23 protein-coding genes are annotated in these 24,178 nt (G+C 36.1%); 9 read left to right on the top strand and 14 right to left on the bottom strand.

Going from position 1 to position 24,178, the window contains the following annotated elements:
- Window positions 1-5: 5 nt before the first annotated feature.
- On the bottom strand, window positions 6-2,111 hold the full coding sequence (locus J2786_RS01485; protein ID WP_047432259.1) for a TonB-dependent receptor plug domain-containing protein: 2,106 nt from the start codon (window positions 2,109-2,111) through the stop codon (window positions 6-8).
- 95 nt (window positions 2,112-2,206) lie between these two features.
- On the opposite strand from J2786_RS01485, the gene J2786_RS01480 reads away from it, so the two are divergent.
- Together J2786_RS01480 and J2786_RS01475 are read left to right on the top strand one after the other, a co-directional pair.
- A complete protein-coding gene (locus J2786_RS01480) occupies window positions 2,207-3,013 on the top strand; it encodes a T9SS-dependent choice-of-anchor J family protein (RefSeq protein WP_047432262.1) in 807 nt (268 codons plus the stop codon).
- A gap of 196 nt (window positions 3,014-3,209) precedes the next feature.
- Window positions 3,210-4,502: a T9SS type A sorting domain-containing protein gene (locus J2786_RS01475; RefSeq protein ID WP_047432265.1), complete on the top strand. Its 1,293-nt coding sequence runs from the start codon at window positions 3,210-3,212 to the stop codon at window positions 4,500-4,502.
- 157 nt (window positions 4,503-4,659) lie between these two features.
- Here J2786_RS01475 and J2786_RS01470 read toward each other — a convergent pair whose 3' ends face one another.
- From J2786_RS01470 to J2786_RS01455, 4 genes are all read right to left on the bottom strand, one after another.
- The gene (locus J2786_RS01470; protein WP_034696070.1) at window positions 4,660-4,950 is read right to left on the bottom strand and encodes a putative quinol monooxygenase; all 291 of its coding nucleotides are present in this window, start codon (window positions 4,948-4,950) and stop codon (window positions 4,660-4,662) included.
- Window positions 4,951-5,038: 88 nt separating this feature from the next.
- Window positions 5,039-5,926: a sulfite exporter TauE/SafE family protein gene (locus J2786_RS01465; protein ID WP_047432268.1), complete on the bottom strand. Its 888-nt coding sequence runs from the start codon at window positions 5,924-5,926 to the stop codon at window positions 5,039-5,041.
- Window positions 5,920-6,054, bottom strand: coding sequence for a hypothetical protein (locus J2786_RS01460; RefSeq protein ID WP_310023703.1), 135 nt, complete (start codon window positions 6,052-6,054; stop codon window positions 5,920-5,922). The genes J2786_RS01465 and J2786_RS01460 overlap by 7 nt, the downstream gene beginning before the upstream one ends.
- Before the next feature lie 139 nt (window positions 6,055-6,193).
- Entirely contained in the window at window positions 6,194-6,601 is a 408-nt protein-coding gene (locus J2786_RS01455; RefSeq protein ID WP_047432274.1) for an RrF2 family transcriptional regulator, read from the bottom strand.
- Between the two features lie 151 nt (window positions 6,602-6,752).
- Here J2786_RS01455 and J2786_RS01450 point away from each other — a divergent pair, with 151 nt between their 5' ends.
- From J2786_RS01450 to J2786_RS01425, 6 genes are all read left to right on the top strand, one after another.
- Entirely contained in the window at window positions 6,753-7,181 is a 429-nt protein-coding gene (locus tag J2786_RS01450; RefSeq protein ID WP_047432277.1) for a DUF4268 domain-containing protein, read from the top strand.
- A 111-nt stretch (window positions 7,182-7,292) separates the two neighbouring features.
- Window positions 7,293-7,931, top strand: a complete 639-nt coding sequence (locus J2786_RS01445) for a hypothetical protein (protein ID WP_047432280.1) — start codon at window positions 7,293-7,295, stop codon at window positions 7,929-7,931.
- Window positions 7,932-7,966: 35 nt separating this feature from the next.
- Complete coding sequence (locus J2786_RS01440) at window positions 7,967-8,785, top strand: DUF2314 domain-containing protein (protein ID WP_047432283.1); 819 nt, start codon at window positions 7,967-7,969, stop codon at window positions 8,783-8,785.
- A 263-nt stretch (window positions 8,786-9,048) separates the two neighbouring features.
- On the top strand, window positions 9,049-9,414 hold the full coding sequence (locus tag J2786_RS01435; RefSeq protein ID WP_047432284.1) for a helix-turn-helix domain-containing protein: 366 nt from the start codon (window positions 9,049-9,051) through the stop codon (window positions 9,412-9,414).
- Between the two features lie 113 nt (window positions 9,415-9,527).
- Complete coding sequence (locus J2786_RS01430) at window positions 9,528-10,025, top strand: hypothetical protein (protein ID WP_047432286.1); 498 nt, start codon at window positions 9,528-9,530, stop codon at window positions 10,023-10,025.
- The gene (locus J2786_RS01425) at window positions 10,025-10,381 is read left to right on the top strand and encodes a hypothetical protein (RefSeq protein WP_047432289.1); all 357 of its coding nucleotides are present in this window, start codon (window positions 10,025-10,027) and stop codon (window positions 10,379-10,381) included. Before J2786_RS01430 ends, J2786_RS01425 begins: the two co-directional genes overlap by 1 nt.
- 195 nt (window positions 10,382-10,576) lie before the next feature.
- Here J2786_RS01425 and gldG read toward each other — a convergent pair whose 3' ends face one another.
- The 5 genes from gldG to kbl form a co-directional block, all read right to left on the bottom strand.
- Window positions 10,577-12,247, bottom strand: a complete 1,671-nt coding sequence (gene gldG, locus J2786_RS01420; protein ID WP_047432292.1) for a gliding motility-associated ABC transporter substrate-binding protein GldG — start codon at window positions 12,245-12,247, stop codon at window positions 10,577-10,579.
- Window positions 12,248-12,251: 4 nt separating this feature from the next.
- The gene (locus J2786_RS01415) at window positions 12,252-12,980 is read right to left on the bottom strand and encodes an ABC transporter permease (RefSeq protein WP_047432295.1); all 729 of its coding nucleotides are present in this window, start codon (window positions 12,978-12,980) and stop codon (window positions 12,252-12,254) included.
- A gap of 57 nt (window positions 12,981-13,037) precedes the next feature.
- Window positions 13,038-13,589 (bottom strand): CopD family protein, encoded by a 552-nt coding sequence (locus J2786_RS01410; protein WP_047432297.1) that lies wholly within the window; start codon window positions 13,587-13,589, stop codon window positions 13,038-13,040.
- Between the two features lie 93 nt (window positions 13,590-13,682).
- A complete protein-coding gene (locus tag J2786_RS01405) occupies window positions 13,683-14,198 on the bottom strand; it encodes a hypothetical protein (protein ID WP_142014440.1) in 516 nt (171 codons plus the stop codon).
- Window positions 14,199-14,505: 307 nt separating this feature from the next.
- Window positions 14,506-15,702, bottom strand: coding sequence for a glycine C-acetyltransferase (gene kbl, locus J2786_RS01400; protein WP_047432303.1), 1,197 nt, complete (start codon window positions 15,700-15,702; stop codon window positions 14,506-14,508).
- Window positions 15,703-15,860: 158 nt separating this feature from the next.
- Between kbl and J2786_RS01395 the strand changes: the two genes are divergently transcribed.
- Window positions 15,861-16,739, top strand: coding sequence for a cupin-like domain-containing protein (locus tag J2786_RS01395; RefSeq protein WP_047432306.1), 879 nt, complete (start codon window positions 15,861-15,863; stop codon window positions 16,737-16,739).
- A gap of 66 nt (window positions 16,740-16,805) precedes the next feature.
- On the opposite strand, the gene J2786_RS01390 is transcribed toward J2786_RS01395, so the two are convergent.
- The 4 genes from J2786_RS01390 to J2786_RS01375 form a co-directional block, all read right to left on the bottom strand.
- On the bottom strand, window positions 16,806-18,737 hold the full coding sequence (locus J2786_RS01390; protein WP_047432309.1) for a M1 family metallopeptidase: 1,932 nt from the start codon (window positions 18,735-18,737) through the stop codon (window positions 16,806-16,808).
- A gap of 83 nt (window positions 18,738-18,820) precedes the next feature.
- A complete protein-coding gene (dacB, locus tag J2786_RS01385; RefSeq protein WP_047432311.1) occupies window positions 18,821-20,290 on the bottom strand; it encodes a D-alanyl-D-alanine carboxypeptidase/D-alanyl-D-alanine endopeptidase in 1,470 nt (489 codons plus the stop codon).
- 160 nt (window positions 20,291-20,450) lie between these two features.
- Complete coding sequence (gene priA, locus J2786_RS01380; protein WP_310023692.1) at window positions 20,451-22,898, bottom strand: replication restart helicase PriA; 2,448 nt, start codon at window positions 22,896-22,898, stop codon at window positions 20,451-20,453.
- A gap of 333 nt (window positions 22,899-23,231) precedes the next feature.
- Window positions 23,232-24,140, bottom strand: a complete 909-nt coding sequence (locus J2786_RS01375) for an AEC family transporter (protein WP_310023689.1) — start codon at window positions 24,138-24,140, stop codon at window positions 23,232-23,234.
- Window positions 24,141-24,178: the final 38 nt, after the last annotated feature.

Here is a 24,178-nt window from a genome sequence, read left to right as displayed (position 1 = left end):
ATTATTTAAAATTGAAACATTAATCGGGCAAAATAGCTTCTGCCATAATATAAATTAACAAACCCGTTTGCAGCGGTATGGGCTGATCCTGCTACTGCTGTAGAGTTTAATCTTGTTACATCGAATATATTTTTCACCCCGGCTGAAATTTCAAAATGCTTGTTCCAGAAAGGCTGGCTTACAATAAAATCCATCATATGGAAACTATCTATTTTTCCAAGGCGGAAGTCATTTTCCCCATCGGATACATAAAGTCTGTCCGGACCTGTGAACTTGTAATAAAGGGCAAAATTGGTATCGGTACTTTTCAGTTTATAGGTTGCTGAAGCTCCTGCCTGCACCAGATACTGGAAATCTGTAGGGGAAGAGGATTTTAAATCAATCATCGATACCGATGTTCCGCTTACGGATCCTCTTAAAGACAGAGCAAACTGATCCTTTCTGAAATCTACATTAGCAGAAACCAATAGATTTTTAAATTTATTGATATTCATGTATTTGTAGGTTGAAGGCTCTTTTACCATCACCATTTCAATCCTGTCACGTACATCCAGATATAGTGCATCTACTCCATAAGCGATCTTCCAATCATTGTCTACAGCAAAATTCTGGTTCCAGAAAAGTCCTGCAGAGAATCCTTTTTCCGGGTTCAAATCAGGATTCCCCTGCACATCATGATTGATATTTACAAAATAGGTGTACAGTTCTTCATATTTAGGATAACGGTTGGCCGATCCTACAACGGCTCTAAGGTTTGAATTCTCAGAAGTTTTATATCTTGAGGATAAAGAGTAATTGTATTGATTGCTGAAGTTCTCACTAAGAGATAATCTTACTCCCGGTCTTAAAGAGAATTTGTCTGACACATTCCATTCAGCAGAAAGGAAATTGGAATAGGTAAAAATCTTTCTTTTTACCGCTTCGCCAAAGAAATCTCCGGCAATCAGAGCGGCATAACCATTGGTATAGTCTAACTCATACCCTAACTGAAAATCAAAAACTTTACTATCCAGGAAGTTGCTGAACATCCCTCTTGAATAGATAACGTCTGTTTTATAATATGATTTTTCGTCCTGGCGGCTTTTTATGGTTCTGTTGGGAATATCGTAATTGTAGTCGTAATATTTTCTGTCCTGGTTCTGATAAGAGAAATCTCCCATATACCGGATATGCCCCAGATTAGTCTGAATATTGAATTGGTGAACCCAACGATCGGTATTGTATCTTTTGTCTCTACTTTCATAGGCAACTCCACCCAACCCATCATTAAGAGGATTTCTGTTGACCTCCGGATTGTAGAAGTTGAATTTCTCATTCAGATAAGACAGCTTGTAAAAGAATGTTGTTTTGTTTTTGGTATATCTCAGCAATGCGGAGGCATCATACTGATCTTTCGGATTCCATTCATATCCTCTTTTATTATCCTGTCCGAAATATTTGTAACCTTTGCTTTCTCCTTCAAAGCCCATAAACTGGTTATGATTGAAATTGATACTTGCAAACCATTCATTGTTGATATTATAATCTACATTCAGATTCTGGATATGTCTTCCATTTCCTTTTTTCTTAAGATCGTAGTTATCTCTCACTGTTTCTTCCTGCAGTGAGCCTCTTACACTGATCTTTTTTGTACTGGTTTTTTTTGTAATAATGTTGATGACTCCGGCAACAGCGCCATTTCCGTACTCAACACCCATACTTCCTTTTACAATTTCGATTCTTTCTATATTGCTTAAAGTAATTTTAGTAAGATCTATATTACTTCCCAGTCCTGTATCCCCTACTACCGGAATATTGTCTATAAGGATTTTTACATAATCACCATTAAGTCCCATGATCTTGGCAGTGGAATTTCCTGAACGGGAATCCGGAGTGATCTGTATGTTAAGACTCTGATTTAAAACCTCGGCAACATTTGTGGCTGCCATATTTTTAATCTGCTCTGCATCAATAACATCAACCTTATATATCGATTTGTTAATGGACTGTTGCATGTACTGTCCTGTAATAACAACTTCTTCAATTTTCTTTTGATTAAGAGAATCCTTTTCTTGTGCATTTACCCATAAGGCCACGGATAACGATAGAACGGAAAGCACTTTCTTCTTCATAAGGGTACAAATTTTCGACAAATATAAAACTTTATTTAGACTCATTAAAAATAATTATATATTTTTGTGGAATAATTCTAAATAAAAATAATCTCATGAAATTAAAATTACTTTTAGGAGCTCTGATGTTTACAGCCTTAACGGCGAATGCTCAGGTATCTAACATCAATGAAAATTTCAACAATTTTACAGCTGGGAACACCACTTTCCCACAATTTGGATGGTCTGCCATCGTTGCACCCTTAACCGGTGAGTTTCCTCCTGTACCTCCAAGAATGATTGTAGCAGGAGATTCTAACAGATTCATTCAGTCATACGCAGGAAACAATGCAACAGGTTCTTCGTACCTGATCACCCCACAGATTGAAACTCCAACAGGAAATAAAACTTTGACTTTTGATACTACATTGGTATCTCCATCTCCCGGACCGGGAAGCATTCAGATAGGAGTAGCCTCCAACCCTGCAGATATGTCAACATTCGTTCCTGTAGGAAGTCCTGTTAATGTATCGGTTGTTGGTACAGTTCAGAACATCAGTGTTAATATTCCGGCATCTACAGGGTCATATATTGTATTCAAATTCACTCCCACAGCTACTCACGTAGCGATTCAGATAGATAATGTAGTGTATAATACGCCTGCTTCTTTGGGCGTATCAGACAACAATAAATCAACAGAGAATTTCAGGTTTGCTTTAAATTCTGATCAGTCAGCATTAGAATTCATTGTAAAAAAGGATCCTAAAAACATTCAGATCTACTCTGCAGCAGGACAGAAAGCAGCAGAAGGAAAGCTTAACGGACAAAGATTTGATATCAGCACCCTTCAATCCGGTGTCTATTATATGAATATTGAAACTGCGGAAGGAAAAACAATTCAGTCCAAATTCATCAAAAAATAAGGTTTATTAGACTATTATTTGCCTTTATTAAAGCCGGTAGGACTATTCTTACCGGCTTTTCTATATTCGGATTTTTATCATTTTCCGGTGTGATTAAAATAAAAACACGATAAAAATCATGTTTTTATTTAGACTTATTAAAAATAATTATATATTTTTGTGGAATCATTCTAAATAAGGATTTAAAAAATAAATTATGAAAACAAAACTATTATTGGCTTCAGTACTCGCAATGTCTGTTCAGCAGACTGTTTTGGCGCAGACTGACGCGTTGGGATATTCACAGGTCAATATGACAATGGGGAACGGATATCAAAACCGTGTGTTTGTGAACCTTGCAGATGGTAATATGGTTTCTCAGCCAGCCAATACCTGGGATATTGCTTTTTATAGAAACTCAAACTACGCATTCGGATCAAGAGTAAATGATGCTAAAGATATTGAAGTATTCACCGCATCAACCAATCTAGCCGACTGGGATAATATCAATATCAGCAACGAATCTTCATGGGGAGCCCCTCTTTATAATCCGGATCAGACCACTGACTGGAGCCAGGGAGCTTTCGAGCAGGGACCCGTGACTTCTCCAAACCCCAATATCCCATCAACAGGATGGGGTGTTTACAACCCGGTGAATCATCATATTCAGGGGAAGGCTATTTTTGTTCTAAAATATGCTTCAGGAACTTATATTAAGTTTGCTATTGAAGATGCCTTTGCAGGATATACTTTCAAATACTCAAAATGGAACGGTACTTCATGGGGAGCTACGGAAACAAGAACTATTGCTAACGGAACAGATGATTCTTATTTCAATTATTTCTCTTTTGATACCGGAGAAAAAGTTCCGGGTCTGGAGCCTTCCAGAACAGCATGGGATTTTGTATTTACTAAATATTACACATTCTATATGGGAGTGCAGATGTACCCGCTTTCCGGAGCTATCCAGAGTCCAAATGTAAAAGTAGCCATGGTACAGCCGGAAACACAGCAGACAGCAGCCAGTTCTATTCCTGCCAGTACAAGTTTCTCATCAACTATTACTACCGTAGGACATTCATGGAAAGGGATCGGGACCGTAAAAAATGATGTGGTATACTATGTCAAAAAAGGGAATGATTACTATAGAATGTACTTCACGGCCAATGGTGGGGCAAGTACAGGAAATATGTATTTCAAATACAAAAAGATTACGGAAACTTTAGGAATTACTGAAGTAGGAAAAAAAGCATCTTTTGGTATTTATCCTAACCCAACTACTGCGGATAAGAAAGTAACTGTTCTTTTTGATGTTAAGGAAAAAACAGGCAACAAAGGGAATGTAGAAGTGTATGATCTTACCGGAAAAAAGGTATATTCAGCTGAACTGACTAATCAGGCAGGTTTCTACAAGCAGGATATGAATCTTTCTACTCTTCCGTCAGGAAATTATCTTGTAAAAATTACCTACGGTGGCCAATCGGAGACGAAAAAGCTTATCGTGAAATAAACTTTCTATTTTTAATACTTTCTATTTTTTCTAATAAAAAGGCGGTTTCAGAGTATTGAAACCGCCTTTTATTTTTTCTTTAGTAAAGAACTTAAAAATTCATGAAAAGAGTAGTTTTATATCACTATTCTTTAAATCTTTAAATCCTTCAATACCATTAATATATTTTAAACCCTTTATAAACTTCTACTGAGCTTTCCATGATTTTGGAAGCATCTTTACGAAAATCTAAAAGGTGATCCTGACCGTTATGTCTGTTATGGTGTTCTACACTTTCCCAAAGTTCGATCAGGAAGAAAGTTCCTTTATTATCTTTATCTTCAATAAGATCATACTGAAGGCAGCCTTCTTCTTTTCTTGTTTCTTTCACAAGGTTCTGAAACAGCTCTACAGCGTCCATCAGATAATTTTCATTAAACTTAAAAAGTGCAATGATATGTAAATTCATGTTCTAATATTTAGTGATGTAAAAGTAAAATATTTTCAAAACCGAATATCTTTTTAAACCTTTTATTTTTCCACACCCAACATAATTTTTAATTAAAAACTGATTTATAAATAGTTATAGAACTCATTACAATAACCAATGTTCCGATAATCACAAACATTTTTTTCACAGGAAGCTTTGCTGTAAGCATTGCGGAAAACGGAGCAGTAATGATTCCGCCAATCAAAAGTCCGAGAATGATATTCCAGTGCTGGATTCCCAGGGTAAGAAAAAAGGTAAAGGCAGCGGTGATGGTAAGAATAAATTTAGCTACGGTAGAACTTCCTACGGCAAATCTTGGGGTGAATGCATTTTTAATCAATGTTCCGGTTACCAAAGGTCCCCAGCCTCCCCCGGCAAAAGAATCTATAAAACCGCCTATCACGCCCAGCCTGGTCAGATTGGTTTTTCTTTTCAATGCTTTACTTTGCTTTTCTTTGAATGCATTTGATAAAATCTGGACGCCGAGATATAAAGTATAAAAAGCGATCAGTGTTTTGGTGATCTTCGCATAATATTCTCCCAGATAGGTAAGGGAAACCGCACCAATTACAGCACCGATTACCGCCGGAATGGCCAGCTTTTTCACCAGGCTCTTACTTACATTCTTTAATTTGATGTGGCTGAGACTTCCTGCAGCAGTGGTAAAACTTTCCGCAGAATGAATACTTGCGCTTACAATATGCGGCGGAATATTCAGAAGCATAAGTGTGGTGGTACAGATTACACCATACCCCATTCCCATGGATCCTGCAACAATTTCCGCAAAAACCCCAACTAGAAGCATCCAGTAGAAAATATAATTATCTTTGGCCAGAATAACCTGTAATTCTTCCAGATATCCCAGTTCATACATTGAAAAAACAGCGATGGACAGAATTGCAGCCGTTACAAAAAGGACATTAAGCCTTACCTGAATTTTTCTCGTAATCACCATATCATTACCATTTTAGTCCATACTCCTTCACCATCAGTGTTACCAAAAACACCGACATTTACATTGAGGCTGTTTTCTGTAGCTTTGTACGAGGAAATTTTTCCGGCAGTTAGTGAATGTACTGCCATAATAGAGGGTGTAAGCTTTTGTAATTGGTTTAGCTCTTCTTTTGAAATCATAGTTTATTCATTTGAAGTAGTGCAAATATCTGATAAAATATTTATCCTACAAAACAAGTAGACTATTAATTCAAAAAAAAGGATCAGGTTAATCAACCAGATCCATTAAAGTTTTACTTTCCAGAATATTCAGTGAAGCATCCCGAACCTCTATCAGGACATCATGAAGTCCGCAGTGATCTTCATTGCAGTCATCACATTTTTCATAAAAATTGAGACTTACACAGGGAAGCATTGCAATAGGGCCATTCACCAGACGAATGATTTTCGCCAGTTTCACATTTTCAGGGTTTTCTTTTAAAAAGTATCCTCCACCCTTTCCTTTTTTACTGTCGAGGATTTCCGCTTTTTTCAATTCAAGAAGGATGTTTTCCAAAAACTTTAAAGGAATCTTTTTATGTTCCGCAATTTCAGAAATAAGAATCGGGCCTTCATTTCTTTTTTCTACAAGATATGAAAGCGCCTTAAACGCATATTGAGATTTTTTTGAAAGCATTAAAGCAAAAATACGAAAATTGTTTAATATTTGAAAAGGACATAAAACCGGATTCATAAAAGAATAAAAACGTCAGTTTATCCATCCGTAATTTTACGGTTTTAGGTACCACACTTTTGCCTTTCTCCTATTAAATCATTATGTTTGCCATATGTTCAGTAAACAAGAAGCACAGCAACTAAAAAAGGAATTTTGGACAGCTTTTGGAAGATCATTTCCCAGAAAATGGATTCTTTATGACACCAAAATTAAGGACATGGCATTTAAATTTTCTGCCGACAACAAAAAAGCAGAAGTTTCTCTGGATATCGAAATGAAAGATGAAATCTTCAGAAATGCTTACTACGAAAAGATCTGGTCTCTGGAAGATATTTTAAAAGATTTTATCGGGGATTTTCAGAAAGAAGAACATTTCACCCTTGAAAACGGCAAGATAATCAGCAGGATATGGGTTGAAAAACATAATATTTCTATTTTTAACAAAAATACCTGGCAAGAAATTTTTGAATTTTTTGTGGACAAAATGGACGGTTTCGAACGGTTTTACTACGAATATGAGGATTTTATAAAGGATATATAGAATACTTACGAAATAAATACTACTTTATGCCTCAGGTTGAGATAAAAAAAGAAAACTTATCTTTGCCATACCACTTAAACTAATAGATGAAACAAACTAACATGATTAAAAATGAGAAAAGTGTACAAAAACATTTTTGGAGAGGTCATTTCCAAAAGTAATGCTGTGAAGCTGAGCGAATATCATCTGTATTATTATGAGGAAGGTTCCGATTTCCTGAAAGAAATTGAATTTATTAACGAAGACAGTGTTTATAACATCAATTATTTTTTAAGTGACGAAGAAGACGAAACTCAGGTAGTCAATTATCTTAAAGAAAAGTCAGACTTTTTTGATATTGAAAAAAAAGAAACCACCGATGGCTTTATTATTTCTACCAATAAACTGTATTCATTATCCGTAGACGACCTGCCCCTAATTTCCAAAACTGTTTTCAAAGCAGAAGATCCGGAAAATTTTATCTGTTCACAGGTGATCGATAATGAAACCCATCAACCACAGCTTGAAAGAACCATAAAATGCTGGTATACCAACGACGAAAACGGTGAAAAATATGCTGCCATAGAATGCAGCTACCAGGAAGATGGAAAACTGGAACTGGCTGTAGACAAAACTCCAGACCCGGACAATGAAGAAAACTGGATCCATTATGATTACGACACTTTCCAGGACCTTCAGGCACAGATCCCTACCGATATCAGCTATTACAAAACAGCTGCATTACTCCCTAAAGAAACCTATCAGCAGTAATCTATATTCTTTAACACACCACACTTAATTATTAAATGGAAGAGAACCCAATTTTCTTTGCAGATGGAGATGATCCAGCAATGATTGAAGCTTACAGAAAAGCTCAGGAAACCTTTAAGTACTTCTGGCGGGAACAGTCCTGGGAATACAGAAGAATCATTCCCGGACTTAATGTAGCATGCGTTAAAACGGCTTTTGAAGAACAGGATGAAGAAACCGGAGAAAGTTTGGTAGAACATATGTGGATTAATGAAATATTCTTTGATGGAGATCACGTGAGAGGATATTTGATTAATGAACCCAATAGTCTTAAGAACGTTCAGGTGGGTGATTATGTTGAAATCCCTTTACAAAATATCAGTGACTGGCTTTTTGCTATCACTCCGACTGTACAGAAACCCAAGGGACTTTCTAAATTATTTTCCTCCTCTTCTTCTCCACTTCCGAAAGCTTACGGCGGATTTACCATCCAGAAAATGCGTGCTGATATGTCTGCTGCAGAAAGAAAAGAACATGATGATGCCTGGCAGCTGGATTTCGGAGATTTTAATGATATCCTCGTTGTGAATAACCAGAAAGAAAATCCGGAAAATCTTATTGAGCATCCAATGAGTAAAAATATGAAGGAGGAATTTGTAAAGTTCTTACAACAATATCCCGATGAACTAACCCAAGCCGATGAAGACGGACTGACGCTTCTTCACAAAGAAACCATTGCAGGAAATTTAACCACTGTACAGGTTGTTTTAGAAGCTGGAGCAGATAGAAACATCCAGTCTAAAAAAGGAAAAACGGCTTTAGATTATGCGAAACAGCTGAACTGGGAACATCTTATTCCTGTATTGGAAGGATAAAATAATAGAGAGAAGTGTGTGCTTCTCTTTTTTATTTTACGTAAGCTGTAAAATGTTTTATACTATCTTTTAATCTCACGCAAATTTCCCAGATAACGTAGATTTTTAAGATAGAAATATCTTTAACAGATAATAAGAAAAATGATGTTTTTTATGGGATTCGAAATGTGCTGGAGAAGGAGCAGAGCTTTTTCAATAAGCAGGTTTAAAATTTCACTCCTTTTTAATTATATTTGTAGAAAGACACAAATATAAAAGTCGTTATGGAAAAGCTAAGAAATCTAAGAAAGCAAAGAGGCTACACACAAGAATATATGTCTAAAATAATATCCACAGACGTATCCAATTATTCCCGAAAAGAGAATGATGAAGTAAGAATATATGATGATGAATGGGAAAAGCTTGCTAAAGCACTTGATGTTCCTGTAGAAGAAATAAAGGAAGAAAAACCATCAAGAGTTGTCAATAATGATAATTTAACTTTCAATGATCAATCTGCAAACAATAACTTTAATCAATATTACAACATTCCTAATTCCATTGTAGAAAATTTGCAGAGCTATATTAAAGTTTTGGAAGAACAGGTGGAAGCTTTGAAGGAAGAGAATAAAAAATTGAAGTCCAGATAGAACTAGAATATTTTAAATTAAAAGAGAAGTTTAATTGACTTCTCTTTTATTATTTACAAGTCAATGTTTATTATTTCCTTTAATAACCTTCAAACTAAAGCTTAAATACAAAAATGATTGCATTTATTAATGACTATGCCAACTTATTTACATTTATTGGCTTCATCATAACAATATTGACATTTATAGTCGCTATAAATAATAAAAAAATATTAAAGGCTATAAACAAGAAAAGTTTTTCAATAAATAGATTACCAGAAAACTTGGAAGACTTAAAAAATTTAAGTAGAAAAATTTCAGTTCTAAATGCAAATTATGATACAAATAAAAAAACTATTGTAATTGAGATTAAACAAATATCACCAATCTTAAAATCGCTCAGAAAATCTCTTAATAAAAATGATCTAGAACATTTCAATAGATTAAATATAGAAATTAAAAAAATGAAAAATGTGTATCACAATTCTAATGATATTAGTTTTTTAAAAAAAATTATTAAAAATTATATAATATTAGATGAAAGATTTGTTGACAATGTATATATATTACTAACAGTCTTAATTACTGATATTGAAAATATTCAAAAAGATAATAAACAAAATTTACTATAATGGATAAACAACATGAATTTATTCAGAAACTTACCAAAGAAACGATTAGAAAACAAATCATATGGTCTGATAAATTAAGTGACAAACTTAATTTACCAAACGAAGAAAGGGCGATCAGCAAACTATATATCACTGAAATACAGGGAAAAAAATTTAGGCTTTATGAGTTTCAATATAAATTATATACCGACCTATATGAATGGCTATGGAATCAGAGAGTAAGGTTAGAGCTTATTGATAATAATGACATTCGAATTTATGAATTTGATTATAATTATTCATTAAATGACTTATTCGATGCTGTTACAAGAACAACCTCTGGAATAGATGACTTTATAGATGATTTCTTGAAATAATACACAAAATATAAGACCTAATATCATAAAATTTAATACCACATATAAAGCAGATAATTTACTGTTGTCCATTTATCAGGGTATATTCCTGCCAAACCCAATTCAGAATTCACCAAACTGAATTAATTTCTAAACAGGATTGAGTCTTATTAAAATAAAAATTCCGGAAGATTTTCTTCCGGAATTTTTTATATTTTATCCAAATTTCTTTTTCCTTAACCAGAAGAACAGTCCTCCGATAAGGCCGATAATAGCCAATGGAAGCAGTAAATTGATCCATTGCCAGGTCGATTTCTCTTCAGTAATTCTTTGTCTGTCGAGAAGTCTTTCTTCGATGTTTCTGTTTCTCAGTTCCATCAGGTTGCTGTCATCCAGCAGATAGTCTAAAGCATTTCTCAGGAACTGTTCGTTTCCAAACTGTTCGTTCGTCAGCAGGTCTACACCTAATGGAAGAGGTTTTCCTTTGATCACTTTATTTCTTCCTACATCACCGTCTGCAATCACAATCATTTTGTTTTCCGGGCTGGATGTCCTGAATCCAGGGTAAGATTTTCTTTCAATTCTGGATGCATAGGCAGAGTTGAATTTTCCTTCCAAAGCTACAGCGAAGATCTTTGGTGTACTTGGTTTTTCCATTTGTCCAAGACTGTCTACACTTGCAATTTCTTTCAGGTCCACATAGTTCGGAACCTGTTTCAATAATGTTCTTTCACTGGATTCGAAAAGAACTTTTGTTTTGATATTCTTTCTTCCTCCTAAAGTATCGATAGAAGTCGGGAATTCAAATTTTACAGGGTTTATATTTTTGGTAACCGGATTATTATTTTCAGCAATTCCAAGCGGATAATACGGCCATGGCAGGCTTGTATATTGTGGATTTCCACTCACTTCTCCTGTAACCAGTCTTAACAGGGCAAACTTTTTAACGTCTTTTACCAACGCAGGATTAATTCTCAGTCCGTAATTGAAAAAGAAGTCGGTCATATTGATATCAACCGGGAAAGGCATTACTTTTTTGGATCGTGTAAGTGTATCCATTTCAGCATTTACGGCATCAATCATCCAAAGGGTTTTTCCTCCGTTCATGATGTACTGGTCAAGAATTACTTTTTCATTATCTGTAAAAGCTTTTCTTGGTTTTGCAATCACCAAAGCACTCATCTGTTTTAACAAGGGAACATCTTCCAATGAAAGTTCAGTCTGATTTTTAGGAATAATAGGCCCTGCATCATAGTTTTCCATGGCCAATTGTACAAATCCCTGGAATTCATCCGGGTTCAATTCATCGTGGTTCACCAGAATCCCGATTTTCTTTCTCTTGGCAGCTGCAATATTTTTGATATTGGAGATAAGGTTGTATTCCAATCCCTCAATAGATCTTGTCAACTGCTGATCGGCATCAATTCCGGCCTGTTGTACCACTAAAGGAATAGAAACCCCATCATTGCCATGTTTGATCACAGCGTAAGGGAAAAGCGTAATCTGTGAAATTTTTCCATCTTTTACATCCGGAAGAATAGACGGCTGCATTCCCATTGCCATCAGGGTATCCTGAGACATTTTTGTTTTAATCGGATCGATGAATTTAAAATCGATCTTCGGATTTATTTTTCTGAATTCTTCCAGCATGAATTTCGTTTCACTCTGAAGCTGTTTGAAACTTGCCGGAAAATCTCCTTCCAGATATACTTCAACAGTCAGAGGCTTTTTTACGGACTCCAGTACTTTGATGGTGTTATCAGAAAGGGTATATCTTTTTTCTTTTGTTAAGTCTAATCTGATTCCCGAATAGGTCAGGATAATAACTAAAGGAACAATTGCAATTAAGAAAATTCCCAGTGGAGATTTAGCATTGAACTTCTTCATGATTCTACTTCTTTTTGTTAATAAAATGATTAGACAATACTAATGAAGCCCCGATAACGAGTACAAAATAGGCTACATCTTTACAATCAATAAGCCCTCTTGTAAAGCCTAAGAAATGCTGATAGAAACCAATATTCTGAAGGATAAAATCTGCACCTCCCAATAGTTTATAACTTGCAAGCTGCTCAATTCCAAAATACATGATGAAGCACATGAAAACGCCCAGCAGATAAGCCATAATCTGATTCTGTGATAATGATGAAGCCAGAATTCCTACTGCTGAAAAAGCAGCAATTAAGATAATCAGTCCGATATAACTTCCGAAAGTCATTCCAAGGTCAATATTTCCTGCGGGAACTCCCAAAACATATACCGTATACAGATAAATTAAAGAAGGAATAAGGCATAAAATTCCTACAATCCATACGGAAAGAAATTTTCCGGCTACCAGTTCTGAAATCTTTAACGGCTGTGAGAAAAGCCAGTTTAATGTTCCGGTTTGCTGTTCTTCCGCAAATGTTTTCATGGAAAGTGCCGGAATGATAAACATCAACAGCCATGGAACCAACACGAAATAGCTCTGCAATGAGGCCATTCCGATCTCAAAAATATTAGAATCGTTGTCGAAAAAGAACAGGAAAAGAGTTGCTATCAAACTGAAAGCAGCAATGATCACCCATGCACTCCAGTTTCCAAAGTAACTCCAAAGTTCTTTCTTTAAAATTGCAATCATAGTTTTTTTGTAAGATGTAAAAAGGATGAATGTTTAAGACATACGCCTACTCTACAATTATTTGTTTTTTTTATTTTTATTAACCAGTTTCACAGTCATCATGATCAGAAATACAAGAACGAAAAATCCTGCAATTAATTGCCACCAGTATTCGATCACCATTGATTTTAATATAACGGTAAATACCACCAGAAACAGAATGAATGTTGCTATTTCATTCGCCTGTCTCAGTTTGATATTGGCAATGGGCAGTGTATCCCCATGTAATTCTTTTAAATGAAGGACTTTTTTCCAACACCAGTAATGGTAAATGGCAAGTCCGATCAGGAAGGTCAGTTTCAGATGAAACCACGGCATTTTCATCAGCCCGGTATTTAAAAAGATCATGACCAATCCGCACACCGCCATGATTACTCCGGCAGGAACTGTGATAATATTCCACAGCCTTCTGGCCATAAAAGTGTACTGCTCTCTCAGAATTTTTTTCTTTTCTTCCGGAAATTCATCGGTGTCCTTATAGTAAACGAAAATCCTTACGAGGTAAAAAATTCCCGCAAAGTAGCTTACCATGAAGATAATATGCAAAGCTTTGATGATGGTATACAGCATCCTAAAAATTTGTTTGCAAAGATAGTTTATTTCGGAAAAAAAGAGAATTTAATCTAAAATCTTTAGCTTAAAATAATAAAGATTCAATATTTTTTAGAATTTGAAAATGAATTTCATATCAACATTAAAATTGAAACCCAAATTGGAGCCTTGCCGATTGGAATGATAATCAAAAGGAAGACCATCTACAGGAGCATACTCTTCTGCCTTTCCTGTCATATTAGTATAGGAAACATTTTTTTGTCTGATACCAAAGCCAATTTTAGGCATAAAGCCAAACCAGGAAGACTCTTTATGAAGCAAAATGCTGTAGTTGATATTTAATCCATATTTGGTTCTTTTATAATCTGCTGAACTAAAGGAATAATAAACATCATTTTCGTCATAATATTTTCCTGAAATATTTTTCCCTGTCTGATTTAAATAGAAAACTTCTGCTGATACAAAATGCTTTAATCTTGATTGAGGTGCCAGACTGTAAAAAACTTCAGGCCTTATTTCAAAAACCCTGTTTTCCCCTTCAAAATTGCCAGTATCTACAGGAGTTATTTTGTCAGTTCCATAGGCCAATTCGCTTCCCACCCACCATCTTTCATTTATTTTCTGCATATACCCTATATTATAGCGTTGATCACGAAAAGGAGCAAAAGCACTTACAGTAAGTATGGATTTGTAATCATTAGATTGAGCATAAATTGTATTGAAAAAGCTAAAAAAAGCAAAAAGAAGTAAATATTTTTTCACAAAACGGCTATTAGAATTAGTGATCCAAATATATTATATTATCATTTATTCAGCAATAGCATTCATTTAATTACAAAAAATAGAGCACTGAATATTTTTTTTCATAAAAAAACAGGATTTCTCTAAATAAGAAATCCTGTTTTTTATTCTACAAACGTAGAACTTTTTTATCTTAAGAAATAACTCCTAATTCTTTTCCAACCTTTTCAAAAGCAGCAATGGCTTTATCCAAATGTTCTCTGGTATGAGCCGCAGATAACTGTACTCTGATTCTTGCTTTTCCTTTCGGTACTACAGGATAGAAGAATCCGATTACGTAGATTCCTTCATCCATAAGCTTTTCTGCCATTTTCTGGGAAAGTGGTGCATCGTAAAGCATTACCGGAACAATAGCAGCATCACCTTCAGGAATATCGAAACCTTTTGCTTTCATTTCCGTTCTGAAGTATTCTGCATTTTCCATTACTTTATCACGAAGAGAAGTATCATCAGAAATCATATCCAAAACTCTTAATGCCGCCCCTACAATTCCTGGTGCTAAAGAGTTAGAGAATAAATAAGGTCTTGAACGCTGTCTCAGCATATCAATGATCTCTTTCTTACCGGAAGTAAAACCTCCTAACGCCCCTCCTAAAGCTTTTCCTAAGGTAGAAGTGATGATATCTACTCTACCCATTACTTCATTAGCTTCGTGAGTTCCACGGCCTGTTTTCCCGATGAAACCTGTTGCGTGAGAGTCGTCCACCATTACCAAAGCATCATATTTATCGGCAAGGTCACAAACTCCTTTTAAGTCTGCAACAATACCGTCCATTGAAAATACTCCATCAGTAACGATAATTTTGAAACGGTGATTTTTTTCAGAAGCGGCAATCAGCTGAGCTTCCAGATCCGCCATATTATTGTTTTTATATCTGTATCTCGCTGCTTTACACAAACGAACACCATCAATGATTGATGCGTGGTTCAGTTCATCTGAAATAATAGCATCTTCTTCTGTAAACAGAGGTTCAAAAACACCTCCGTTGGCATCAAATGCAGCTGCGTAAAGGATTGTGTCTTCAAGACCTAAGAAATCAGCAATTTTTTTCTCCAAATCCTTGTGAATATCCTGTGTTCCACAAATGAAACGAACAGAAGACATTCCATATCCGTGAGACTGAATCATATCCTGAGAAGCTTTCATCACTTCCGGATGGTTGGATAATCCCAGATAATTGTTGGCACAGAAGTTCAAAAGCTTTTTTCCATTAGCTTCTATTTCTGCACTCTGTTGAGAAGTGATGATTCTTTCTCTTTTGTAAAGTCCGTCATTCTCAATATTCTGAAGTTCGTTCTGTAAATGTTGAAGGTATTTTTCAGAGATCATTTTTAGTAATTTTTTAGATGTGCTAATTTACTAAAAAGGCAGTAAAATAAAACCTTTTATAAGTTTAATTCTAAAAAAATGACAGGGCTTTCACTTTTAACACTATTAGTCTACAAATTTAGTAGGATAATATTTATATTTGCTTAAAATTCGAGCGTATGAGATTAAAGCCGGTACAAAAAATAAAGACGACCAGTTCAGAAACCTTTATCAACAACCATATGAAGCCGGGAGTTCCAGTTATTATTGAAGACTTTGTTCATCCTGAAAGTCCCGCTTTCAAAAAGTGGAATTATGACTATTTCAAAGAAATTGCAGGAGATCATAGGGTGAATATCTACGGCAGTGAGCTTGATTCTCTGGACAGGGTGGCAAGTGACCCCATTGCACAGACTACGTTTTCGGAATATCTGGATCTGATTCAGTCAGCTCCTACCGAACACAGACTTTTTTTATTTAATTTATTGAAAATAAAACCAGAATTAAAGAATGATCTCATCTACAATGATGTCACAAATGGCAAAATACTGAAATGGCTGCCCTTTATGTTTTTTGGAGGGGAAGGATCTGTCACCAGAAATCATATTGATATTGACATGTCTCATGTTTTTATCACACAGTTTCAGGGAATCAAAAGAATATGGCTTTTTCCTTGGGAACAGTCCGACTTCATGTATAAACTCCCCTACAACTTCCACAGTCTGGCTCAGATTAAAAACCCTGATTACAGAAAATATCCGGCGCTGCTTTATTTAAATGGGTATGAAGCGGTCATCCAACCCGGAGAAACGCTTTATATCCCTTCCGGCTGGTGGCATTATATTCAATATGATACAGAAGGTTATTCCATATCAGTAAGGGCACTTCCGTCAAGTCCGCTTGAAAAATGGCGTGGCTTCAAAAATTTAGTCATCACAAGACATTTTGATAATCTGATGCGTAAAATATTCAAAGAAAAATGGTTTGAATACAAAGTGAAAACAGCCAGAAAACGAGGTGCCAGAGCTGCAAGAAAACAAAGAAGCTTTCAAATCTGAAAGCTTCTTTGGTATAGTATGATTGTTTTGGGTAAATGTAATTTTTTGTACTTTACCTTTTGTTTTTTAGTGTTTGATAAATTTAATATTCTTTTCATCAATAGTAATAAAATAAGCTCCCGGAACCAATTCTGCTATTCCAATCGCTTTACCCGGCTGATAAATTCCTTTTCCAACCAGTTTTCCATCTATTGCGTGAATTGTAAAATCTACTGCTTTATTAATACCTTTCAGATTAATTTCATTTTTTGCAGGATTCGGATACAAGCCAAAACCATCTTTCTCAACAGAAGAAACACTTAACGTATTATCCTGAACAACCGTGGAGTTTTTCTCAAGAATCTGGTATTCATAATTAAACTGAACACTTGCAATAGGAAATGTTACCGACTGTAAAAAGCTTTGATTATTGGATGTATTATTAAGGACAAAATAAGCAGTCTGGCCTGCAGTTCCTGTCACTTTAATGGGTAAAGGCATTTCAAAAAAGCTAACATTAGCACTGCTTTGTGTCTGAGAAACTTTAAATAAAGCCTGATTTCCGCCCTGCATCCACTTGATGGTGTAAGTAGGATATCCCTCGCCATACACCCAGTCATTGAAAAATTCCGTAAAGTCTGTTCCTGTAGACTGAAGCAAAGAAGCATTAAAATCAGCTGTACGCACATAGTTGTATGCCAGGTTCGGTCTCGCATGATAATCTTTAAGTGCCTGATAAAATGCAGCATCACCTAAGATCCACTTCAGCATTCTCAGTACATATCCTCCTTTAGCGTAAGACAATCTGCTGTCGAATATTCTATTGATGCTGGAAAGTCCGGAATCCGGCACATATACACTTCCTGTTGTACTTGCAGTAATGTAGCTGGACTGACCTTGTAAGTAATTCAGAAATTCTGTGCTGGTCATCAATAGCTTTTCGTTGGCAAGATGTTCTCCAAAAGTTGCAAAACCTTCATTCAGCCAGATATCATTCCATGCGCCACAGGTCACCTTGTCACCAAACCATTGGTGAGTAAGCTCATGCGCAATCAGCTGTTTGCTCCATCCTCCCATAGAAGACATCGTTTGATGTTCCATTCCTCCACCATACATAAATTCCATGTGTCCGTATTTTTCATTACGGAAAGGATAAGAACCAAAATAGGTTTCAAAAGTATTCATCACCTGCTTTGTCCAGTTAATATTGGCTATACTGGTGGCATTTGAATTTGTAGACGGATAAATATAATTCACAAAAGGAAAAGGAGGATTTCCGATGGTATCATTAAGCTTAACAAAATTGGTAATGGACAGCGCGATCAGATAAGCCGGTGTAGGATACATCGTTCTCCAGAAAGTAAGTTTGGTACTTCCTGTAGGAAAAGTTTCAGACATCAGCTTTCCGTTGGCAGCTACACTATAATTGGATGGAGTGGTAATTTTAAAATCAAATCTTTCAATTTTATCATTTAAACTTTGCTTTGTCGGAAACCAGTCCTGAGCGCCATAAGGTTCGTTCAAAGTAGAAAGTACCGGAGTTCCGCTTTGAAGAGCAGTTTTGAAAGCATCATTACTTGTAGACGGTGCTCCTGCATAATAAATCGTAAGAGAATCTAATGTATTGGCAGGAATGGAAGCAGGAAAATCAATTTTCAGTTCTTTTGAAGGAAGCTGCTGAAAGCTTGTAATGTTAGTCCCATGGTATTTCACCTGAGAAACCGTTAATGAATTGGAAAGATCAAAATAAATGCTTCCCATACTTTGTGTAGGTTTAAAATGTGAAGTTACCGAACCTGAAATATTATATACCGCAGGATCCAGGCTGACGTCCATTCTCTGATACTGTAAGTCGTAATTCAGGGTATTGGGATTGATATTCCCGATATTCATCTTTTGGGTGAAGGATTTTTTCTCTTTTTCGATTAATCCTTTCATATCCGTATTCTGCCGTTGCTTCTGGCCATAAAATTGCTGAGATAATAAAAATCCCAACACCAAAAGGTACAATTTTGTCATGTTTAGAAAAATTTAATCAAATATAAAAAAAACCTTTTAATCCATGATTAAAAGGCTGTTATAATATATAAAATAAAAAAAATTTACAAATCCAGTGCGGGTTCCAGAATTTTTTCCATTCTTTTCTTCACCATATCTACCGATCCGGAATAGTTATTTACCATTAAAGAAAAAACCAATGTTTTTCCTGAATTGGTTTTCAGATAACCGGCTAATGTTTTTACTTTATTCAGAGTTCCTGTTTTAGCAAAAACCTGTCCGTTCCCTCCTGCATTGAACATTCTTTTTAATGTTCCGGATTGTCCGCCGATTGGCAGAGAAGTCAGATAAGATCTGTAGTACTTCTGATCCATCAGAGAAGTAAGAAACTTCACCTGAGAAATAGGGGTTACGTTATTACTTCTTGAAAGTCCGCTCCCGTCAATATAGTTAAGTCCGGTCATATCAAAACCTGCATCTTTCAGGTGGTTAGTTACCACTATTCTTCCCGATTCTGAGGTCTGGTCACCCATTTTCTGATATCCTACGGTTCTCAGCAACGCTTCTGCCAATGAGTTATCACTGTGCTGATTGGTATAATAAATAATATCATTTAAAGTGGGAGATTTATATGCTGAAAGCATTTTTCTGCCTTCCGGTGCTGCATCGGTCATTTTCGGAGTTACTTTTCCTGTAACAGGAATTCCGCTTTTTACCAATGTTGTTCTGAAAGAGTTGGCAAGATAAGCCGGTGCATCAGGAAGTTTGGTTGTTAAAACTCCGTTTCCTTCGTATTTATCAGCATATACCATCTGATGATTGTAAGGGGAAACGTAGAAAAATTTCTTTTCTGTAGAGAAACCCCCTTTTTTAACGATCAGTTTTTCGTTGGCCGGGTTGATATCTCGGGTACTTCCTGCAGGCAAATAATAATTATTGTTTTCCAACCATACAACATTTTCCGGAAGCACTGAAATATTGCCTTTGAAAAGCGCTGTCTGAATGATAATATCACCATTTACCTTTTTGATTCCCTCTCTTGAAACGCCACCTACAAAATCTGAAATAATATCTCTATAAGATGCTGCACCTGCTTTGTTTGTTCCCAAAGAAGGGTCTCCACTTCCTATTACATAAAGATTTCCATTCAAAACTCCGTTTTCATCTATAGTACCTGAGTACTCCAGCTGAGTCATCCAACGGTAATTTTCACCCAACATGTTTAATGCGGTTTCCGTTGTCAGTAATTTGGTAGTGGAAGCAGGTACTAAAGGAGTATTTTCGTTGTACGAAGAGATGACCTTCTTCGTTTTCGGGTCATACACTACGAATCCCCAGGTTGCATTTTTCAGCACAGGATCCGCCATCATTGTGTTTACATTAATGTCTACCAGTTCTTTTGCTGACAAAACAGTTTTCTCCACCATCGTGCTAACGGGTGAAGGCAGATTTAAACTGCTTTTCTGATTGTCATAATTCTGGGAATAGAGAACGGTAGAAACGGTAGATTGAGCCAGGAAAAGACCAGAAGCCAACACCGCCGTACTTGAAATATATTTTCTGAAATTTACCATCTATCTTCTTTTTGTTCTGTAGTTTTGACTCTATAAAAAATGAAAGGTTAAATCATTCGGTAAAGAGCCAAACACTTAATCAACGTCCAAAAGTAGAAATTATTGTTATATAACGGATCACCGACCCCTTATAAAAGAGTGTAAAGTTTGTTAAAAATTGTTAAAAATCAACAAAAACATCTTTTTTAATGCTTTGATATGCAGTGATTTCATCGAATTCTTTCAAACTTATCAAAACCATATTTTTGAATTTGTCATAGTTTTTGCCACGGGGAAGCTTAAGCATAATCTGGAACTGATAGAAGTTATTCAGTTTTGCAATCTGTGCTCTTTCCGGACCTAAAACACATTCTTCAGGAAGATATTTTCTGAGGATAGAACCCAGAAACTGAGAAGCACGGTCGACTTTATCCTCTCTCCTATGTTTCAGCTCAATCATGATCAGCTTGGTGAAAGGTGGATAATGAAACTTCTGACGTTCTGTAAGAATATATTTATAGATCTTTGCAGGATTATTCATCTTGATCAGTTGAAATACAGAGTGATCAGGATTAAAGGTCTGAATAAGGATTCTTCCTTTTCCGGAAACCCTTCCGGCCCTTCCTGAAACCTGTGTGATCAGCTGATAAGCTCTTTCTTCTGCTCTGAAATCCTGTACATATAATAAGGAATCCGCTTTTGGAATGGTAACGAGTTCAATATGATCAAAATCCAGTCCCTTGGAAATCATTTGAGTTCCTACAATAATATCTGTTTCTCCGTCTTCAATCTTTTCATAGAGTTTTTCGTAAGCAAATTTCTTACGCATAGAATCTACATCCATTCTGTCAACTTCATTTTCAGGGAACAGCCTGGTAACTTCTTCGTGAATCTGCTCTACGCCCACTCCTCTTTCATTCAGCTTTTCAGAATTGCATTTCGGGCAGGTCTTCGGTTTTGAAGCTCTTTGTCCGCAGTAGTGGCATTTCATTTCATTTGCCGCTTTGTGATACGTCATGACCACATCACAATTGGAACAGTAATTCACATAGCCGCAGCTCTCACATTCTATAACGTTTGAATAACCACGACGGTTATGGAGAACAATGGCCTGATTTTTTTCATCCACTGTTTTCTTAATCTCCTCAATGAGTTTCAAAGAGAAGTTTCCGGAAACCTTTTTAGATTCCTGGGCTTCTTTGAAATTGATCAGTTCATATTCCGGCAGATTAACATTTCCGAATCTTTCATTCAGAAAAACATAGTTCATTTTATCTTTCCGAGCGCTGTAGTAGCTTTCGACAGAAGGAGTAGCCGACCCCAGAATAACTCCGGCCTTATACATCTTTCCTAACACCAGAGACGCATCTTTAGCATTAAAATAAGGAGAAACCTCTCTTGGTCTGTACGCAGAATCATGTTCCTCATCTACTACGATAAGGCCCAGGTTCCGGTAAGGTAAAAACAAAGCATTACGGGTTCCGATCAGAATGCGGATATCATTTTGCTTAATTCTTCTCCATACTTCCACTCTTTCAAAATCAGTCAGTTTCTGGTGATAAAAACCGAGCTGTCTGCCATATTTTTTCTCTAATCTTTGGGTAATCTGCTTGGTCAGTGAAATCTCGGGAAGTAAAAACAGAACATTCTTTCCGTCGCGGATGCATTCATCTATTTTTTCTAAATAAATATGGGTTTTCCCGGATGAAGTAACACCATGAAGCAGAACATTTTTCCCTTCTTCAAAAGCTTCATCAATTTCAGATTTTGCTGTTTTCTGCTGTTCGGAAAGTTCTTCAAGCTCCTCAATTTCTCCTTCATAGCTTTCAATTCTGTCTTTCTGCATGAAGTATTCTTCCACAAGACCTTTATCCGCCAAAGGTTTGAAGTGGGAACTTCCAAAATAACCGTCCTCAAACAGTTCAGATTTTTTGATGGGAACATCAGGATTTTCCGTCTGTTTTTCCAGAATAAGCAGGAAAAGATCTTTCTGCTTTTGTGCTCTGTTCAGTTTTAAAAGAATATCCGTAAGATTCCGATTGGCCAGAACCTCATCATTAATTCTTACATAAGCCACTTCTTTAGCTTTATATTTTTCTGCAATTTTCTCATCAATTTCAATATACTGAAGATCAATCAATGAATTGATGGTTTTGATGATATCTTTTTTAGGAATAAATGCTTCAATATCCGTCAGATTGATCAGTTGTCGAACTTCCAGTGCCTGAACCAGATACATTTCGTTAACATCCAGATTTTCAAAGTCAACAACAGCTCCTGGTTTTAATTTTAAATACGTTTCACTTTCCAGTTTTAAAGAAGAAGGAAATGAAAACCTGTAGATTTCCCCAAGACTGCACAAGTAGTATTCTGACAGCCAGTTCCAGAAATCAATCTGTTCCTGAGGCAGAATCGGCTGATCATCCAGCATGCTGATAACTTCTTTGGCCACAAAGTTTTCCGGAGCATTATCATGAAGCTCAAATACAATTCCCGTATAGATCTTTTTTCCGCCAAACGGTACCAGAACACGCATTCCGGGCTGGATTTCAGACATCATTTCTTCGGGAACTTTATAAGTGAAAGATCCTTTCAGGTTTAGGGGTAAGACAATTTGAGCGTATTGCAAGGGAAATATTTAAAGTGTAAAATTAGATTTTTCCTGAGAGAACTGCAACTTTACAGTAGTTCTTTCGTGCTATTTAACAGTGCCTGCAACCCTTGTCAGAAAAAATTCAATAAGAACAGACTATCATCCTAAGCATAACCAGAAAGGTTACGAACGTTAGTTCAAGAAGGAAGCCCGTTTAATTAATAATCAAAATCCCGATCTACTTTAGTCAAAACATGGATTAAACGCAATGTCCGCAAAAGATTAGATGAATCGTTGTAATTCGTGCGCAAGGGCGTTCCACTCAGCAAAGATATCCCTCCGTTCATATTAATAAACGATGACTCATCATTAAAAGAGAAGTTCTGTAATCTGATACCAGAATGCAGAAGTGAAAAATCCTACTATAATACTGACGCCGATAATCAGATTGGTCAGTTTTGTATTCAGCCTGAACTGTTCTGCTATGATACTGGAAGTTACCAATGTTGGCATAGCCGCTTCAAATACTGTAATTTTTGCCACATTCCCTTTAATTCCCAATAATAAAGCCATGCCCAGAACAATTGCAGGTGCCAGGATCAATTTATAAAGCATGGACATAGACATTTGAGGAATCAGTTTTTTCCATCCGTTGAATTTCAACTGTAACCCGACTGAAAACAGAGCTAACGGACTTACCGTTGCTGCCAGCTTATCAAAGAAAGGTTCCGCAACGGTAAAGTCAATGAACTGAGACAATACCAAAGCAGATATACAGCCAATTAATGGAGGGAATGTAATGAGTCTTTTTAAAATGAATATTGCACTTACTTTTCCGGATTTACTGCCTCCTTTTACGGCAGCAATAATTCCGAGCGTGGAAAGGGCAAAAAACATGGTCTGATCACAGATAATCGCAATACTCAGAAGCCCTTCGCCATAAAAGGCACTGATTAAGGGAAATCCGATAAATGAAGTATTACTATACCCGCTTGCTAATTCCAACGTGCTTCTGGACCTTCTTGAATATCCCCTGCTTTTACTGTAAAACATCATAAAGAAAAAGCAGAACACCGAAATTAAAAATGTGGCTGCAATCGGGAACAGCATTTCTGTTGTCCATTTTACTTTGGGCAGATATTTAAACGAAACTGCCGGAAGAGCAAGATAAAGAATCCAGGTATTGATGCCTTTATGAGCATCGGGGTGGATAGATTTTGTTGCTTTGAATACCATTCCTGCAATGATACACACTGCAATCAGAACAAAATTTACCATAACTGTAATAAAATATAGGGCAAATTTACGGCTGATTT

It is taken from the genome of Chryseobacterium vietnamense (assembly GCF_031454475.1).
GTDB classification, from domain to species: domain Bacteria; phylum Bacteroidota; class Bacteroidia; order Flavobacteriales; family Weeksellaceae; genus Chryseobacterium; species Chryseobacterium vietnamense.
The sequence above is the reverse complement of the archived record's forward strand: the minus strand, read 5'-3'. Positions and strand labels throughout refer to the sequence as shown.

What these genes read in the sequence shown, in the direction of transcription:
- J2786_RS01485 (WP_047432259.1), bottom strand. Translation starts at nt 2,111, where the DNA reads ATGAAGAAGAAAGTGCTTTCCGTTCTATCGTTATCCGTGGCCTTATGG.
- J2786_RS01480 (WP_047432262.1), top strand. Translation starts at nt 2,207, where the DNA reads ATGAAATTAAAATTACTTTTAGGAGCTCTGATGTTTACAGCCTTAACG.
- J2786_RS01475 (WP_047432265.1), top strand. Translation starts at nt 3,210, where the DNA reads ATGAAAACAAAACTATTATTGGCTTCAGTACTCGCAATGTCTGTTCAG.
- J2786_RS01470 (WP_034696070.1), bottom strand. Translation starts at nt 4,950, where the DNA reads ATGAATTTACATATCATTGCACTTTTTAAGTTTAATGAAAATTATCTG.
- J2786_RS01465 (WP_047432268.1), bottom strand. Translation starts at nt 5,926, where the DNA reads ATGGTGATTACGAGAAAAATTCAGGTAAGGCTTAATGTCCTTTTTGTA.
- J2786_RS01460 (WP_310023703.1), bottom strand. Translation starts at nt 6,054, where the DNA reads ATGGCAGTACATTCACTAACTGCCGGAAAAATTTCCTCGTACAAAGCT.
- J2786_RS01455 (WP_047432274.1), bottom strand. Translation starts at nt 6,601, where the DNA reads ATGCTTTCAAAAAAATCTCAATATGCGTTTAAGGCGCTTTCATATCTT.
- J2786_RS01450 (WP_047432277.1), top strand. Translation starts at nt 6,753, where the DNA reads ATGTTCAGTAAACAAGAAGCACAGCAACTAAAAAAGGAATTTTGGACA.
- J2786_RS01445 (WP_047432280.1), top strand. Translation starts at nt 7,293, where the DNA reads ATGAGAAAAGTGTACAAAAACATTTTTGGAGAGGTCATTTCCAAAAGT.
- J2786_RS01440 (WP_047432283.1), top strand. Translation starts at nt 7,967, where the DNA reads ATGGAAGAGAACCCAATTTTCTTTGCAGATGGAGATGATCCAGCAATG.
- J2786_RS01435 (WP_047432284.1), top strand. Translation starts at nt 9,049, where the DNA reads ATGGAAAAGCTAAGAAATCTAAGAAAGCAAAGAGGCTACACACAAGAA.
- J2786_RS01430 (WP_047432286.1), top strand. Translation starts at nt 9,528, where the DNA reads ATGATTGCATTTATTAATGACTATGCCAACTTATTTACATTTATTGGC.
- J2786_RS01425 (WP_047432289.1), top strand. Translation starts at nt 10,025, where the DNA reads ATGGATAAACAACATGAATTTATTCAGAAACTTACCAAAGAAACGATT.
- gldG (WP_047432292.1), bottom strand. Translation starts at nt 12,247, where the DNA reads ATGAAGAAGTTCAATGCTAAATCTCCACTGGGAATTTTCTTAATTGCA.
- J2786_RS01415 (WP_047432295.1), bottom strand. Translation starts at nt 12,980, where the DNA reads ATGATTGCAATTTTAAAGAAAGAACTTTGGAGTTACTTTGGAAACTGG.
- J2786_RS01410 (WP_047432297.1), bottom strand. Translation starts at nt 13,589, where the DNA reads ATGCTGTATACCATCATCAAAGCTTTGCATATTATCTTCATGGTAAGC.
- J2786_RS01405 (WP_142014440.1), bottom strand. Translation starts at nt 14,198, where the DNA reads ATGCAGAAAATAAATGAAAGATGGTGGGTGGGAAGCGAATTGGCCTAT.
- kbl (WP_047432303.1), bottom strand. Translation starts at nt 15,702, where the DNA reads ATGATCTCTGAAAAATACCTTCAACATTTACAGAACGAACTTCAGAAT.
- J2786_RS01395 (WP_047432306.1), top strand. Translation starts at nt 15,861, where the DNA reads ATGAGATTAAAGCCGGTACAAAAAATAAAGACGACCAGTTCAGAAACC.
- J2786_RS01390 (WP_047432309.1), bottom strand. Translation starts at nt 18,737, where the DNA reads ATGACAAAATTGTACCTTTTGGTGTTGGGATTTTTATTATCTCAGCAA.
- dacB (WP_047432311.1), bottom strand. Translation starts at nt 20,290, where the DNA reads ATGGTAAATTTCAGAAAATATATTTCAAGTACGGCGGTGTTGGCTTCT.
- J2786_RS01375 (WP_310023689.1), bottom strand. Translation starts at nt 24,140, where the DNA reads ATGGTAAATTTTGTTCTGATTGCAGTGTGTATCATTGCAGGAATGGTA.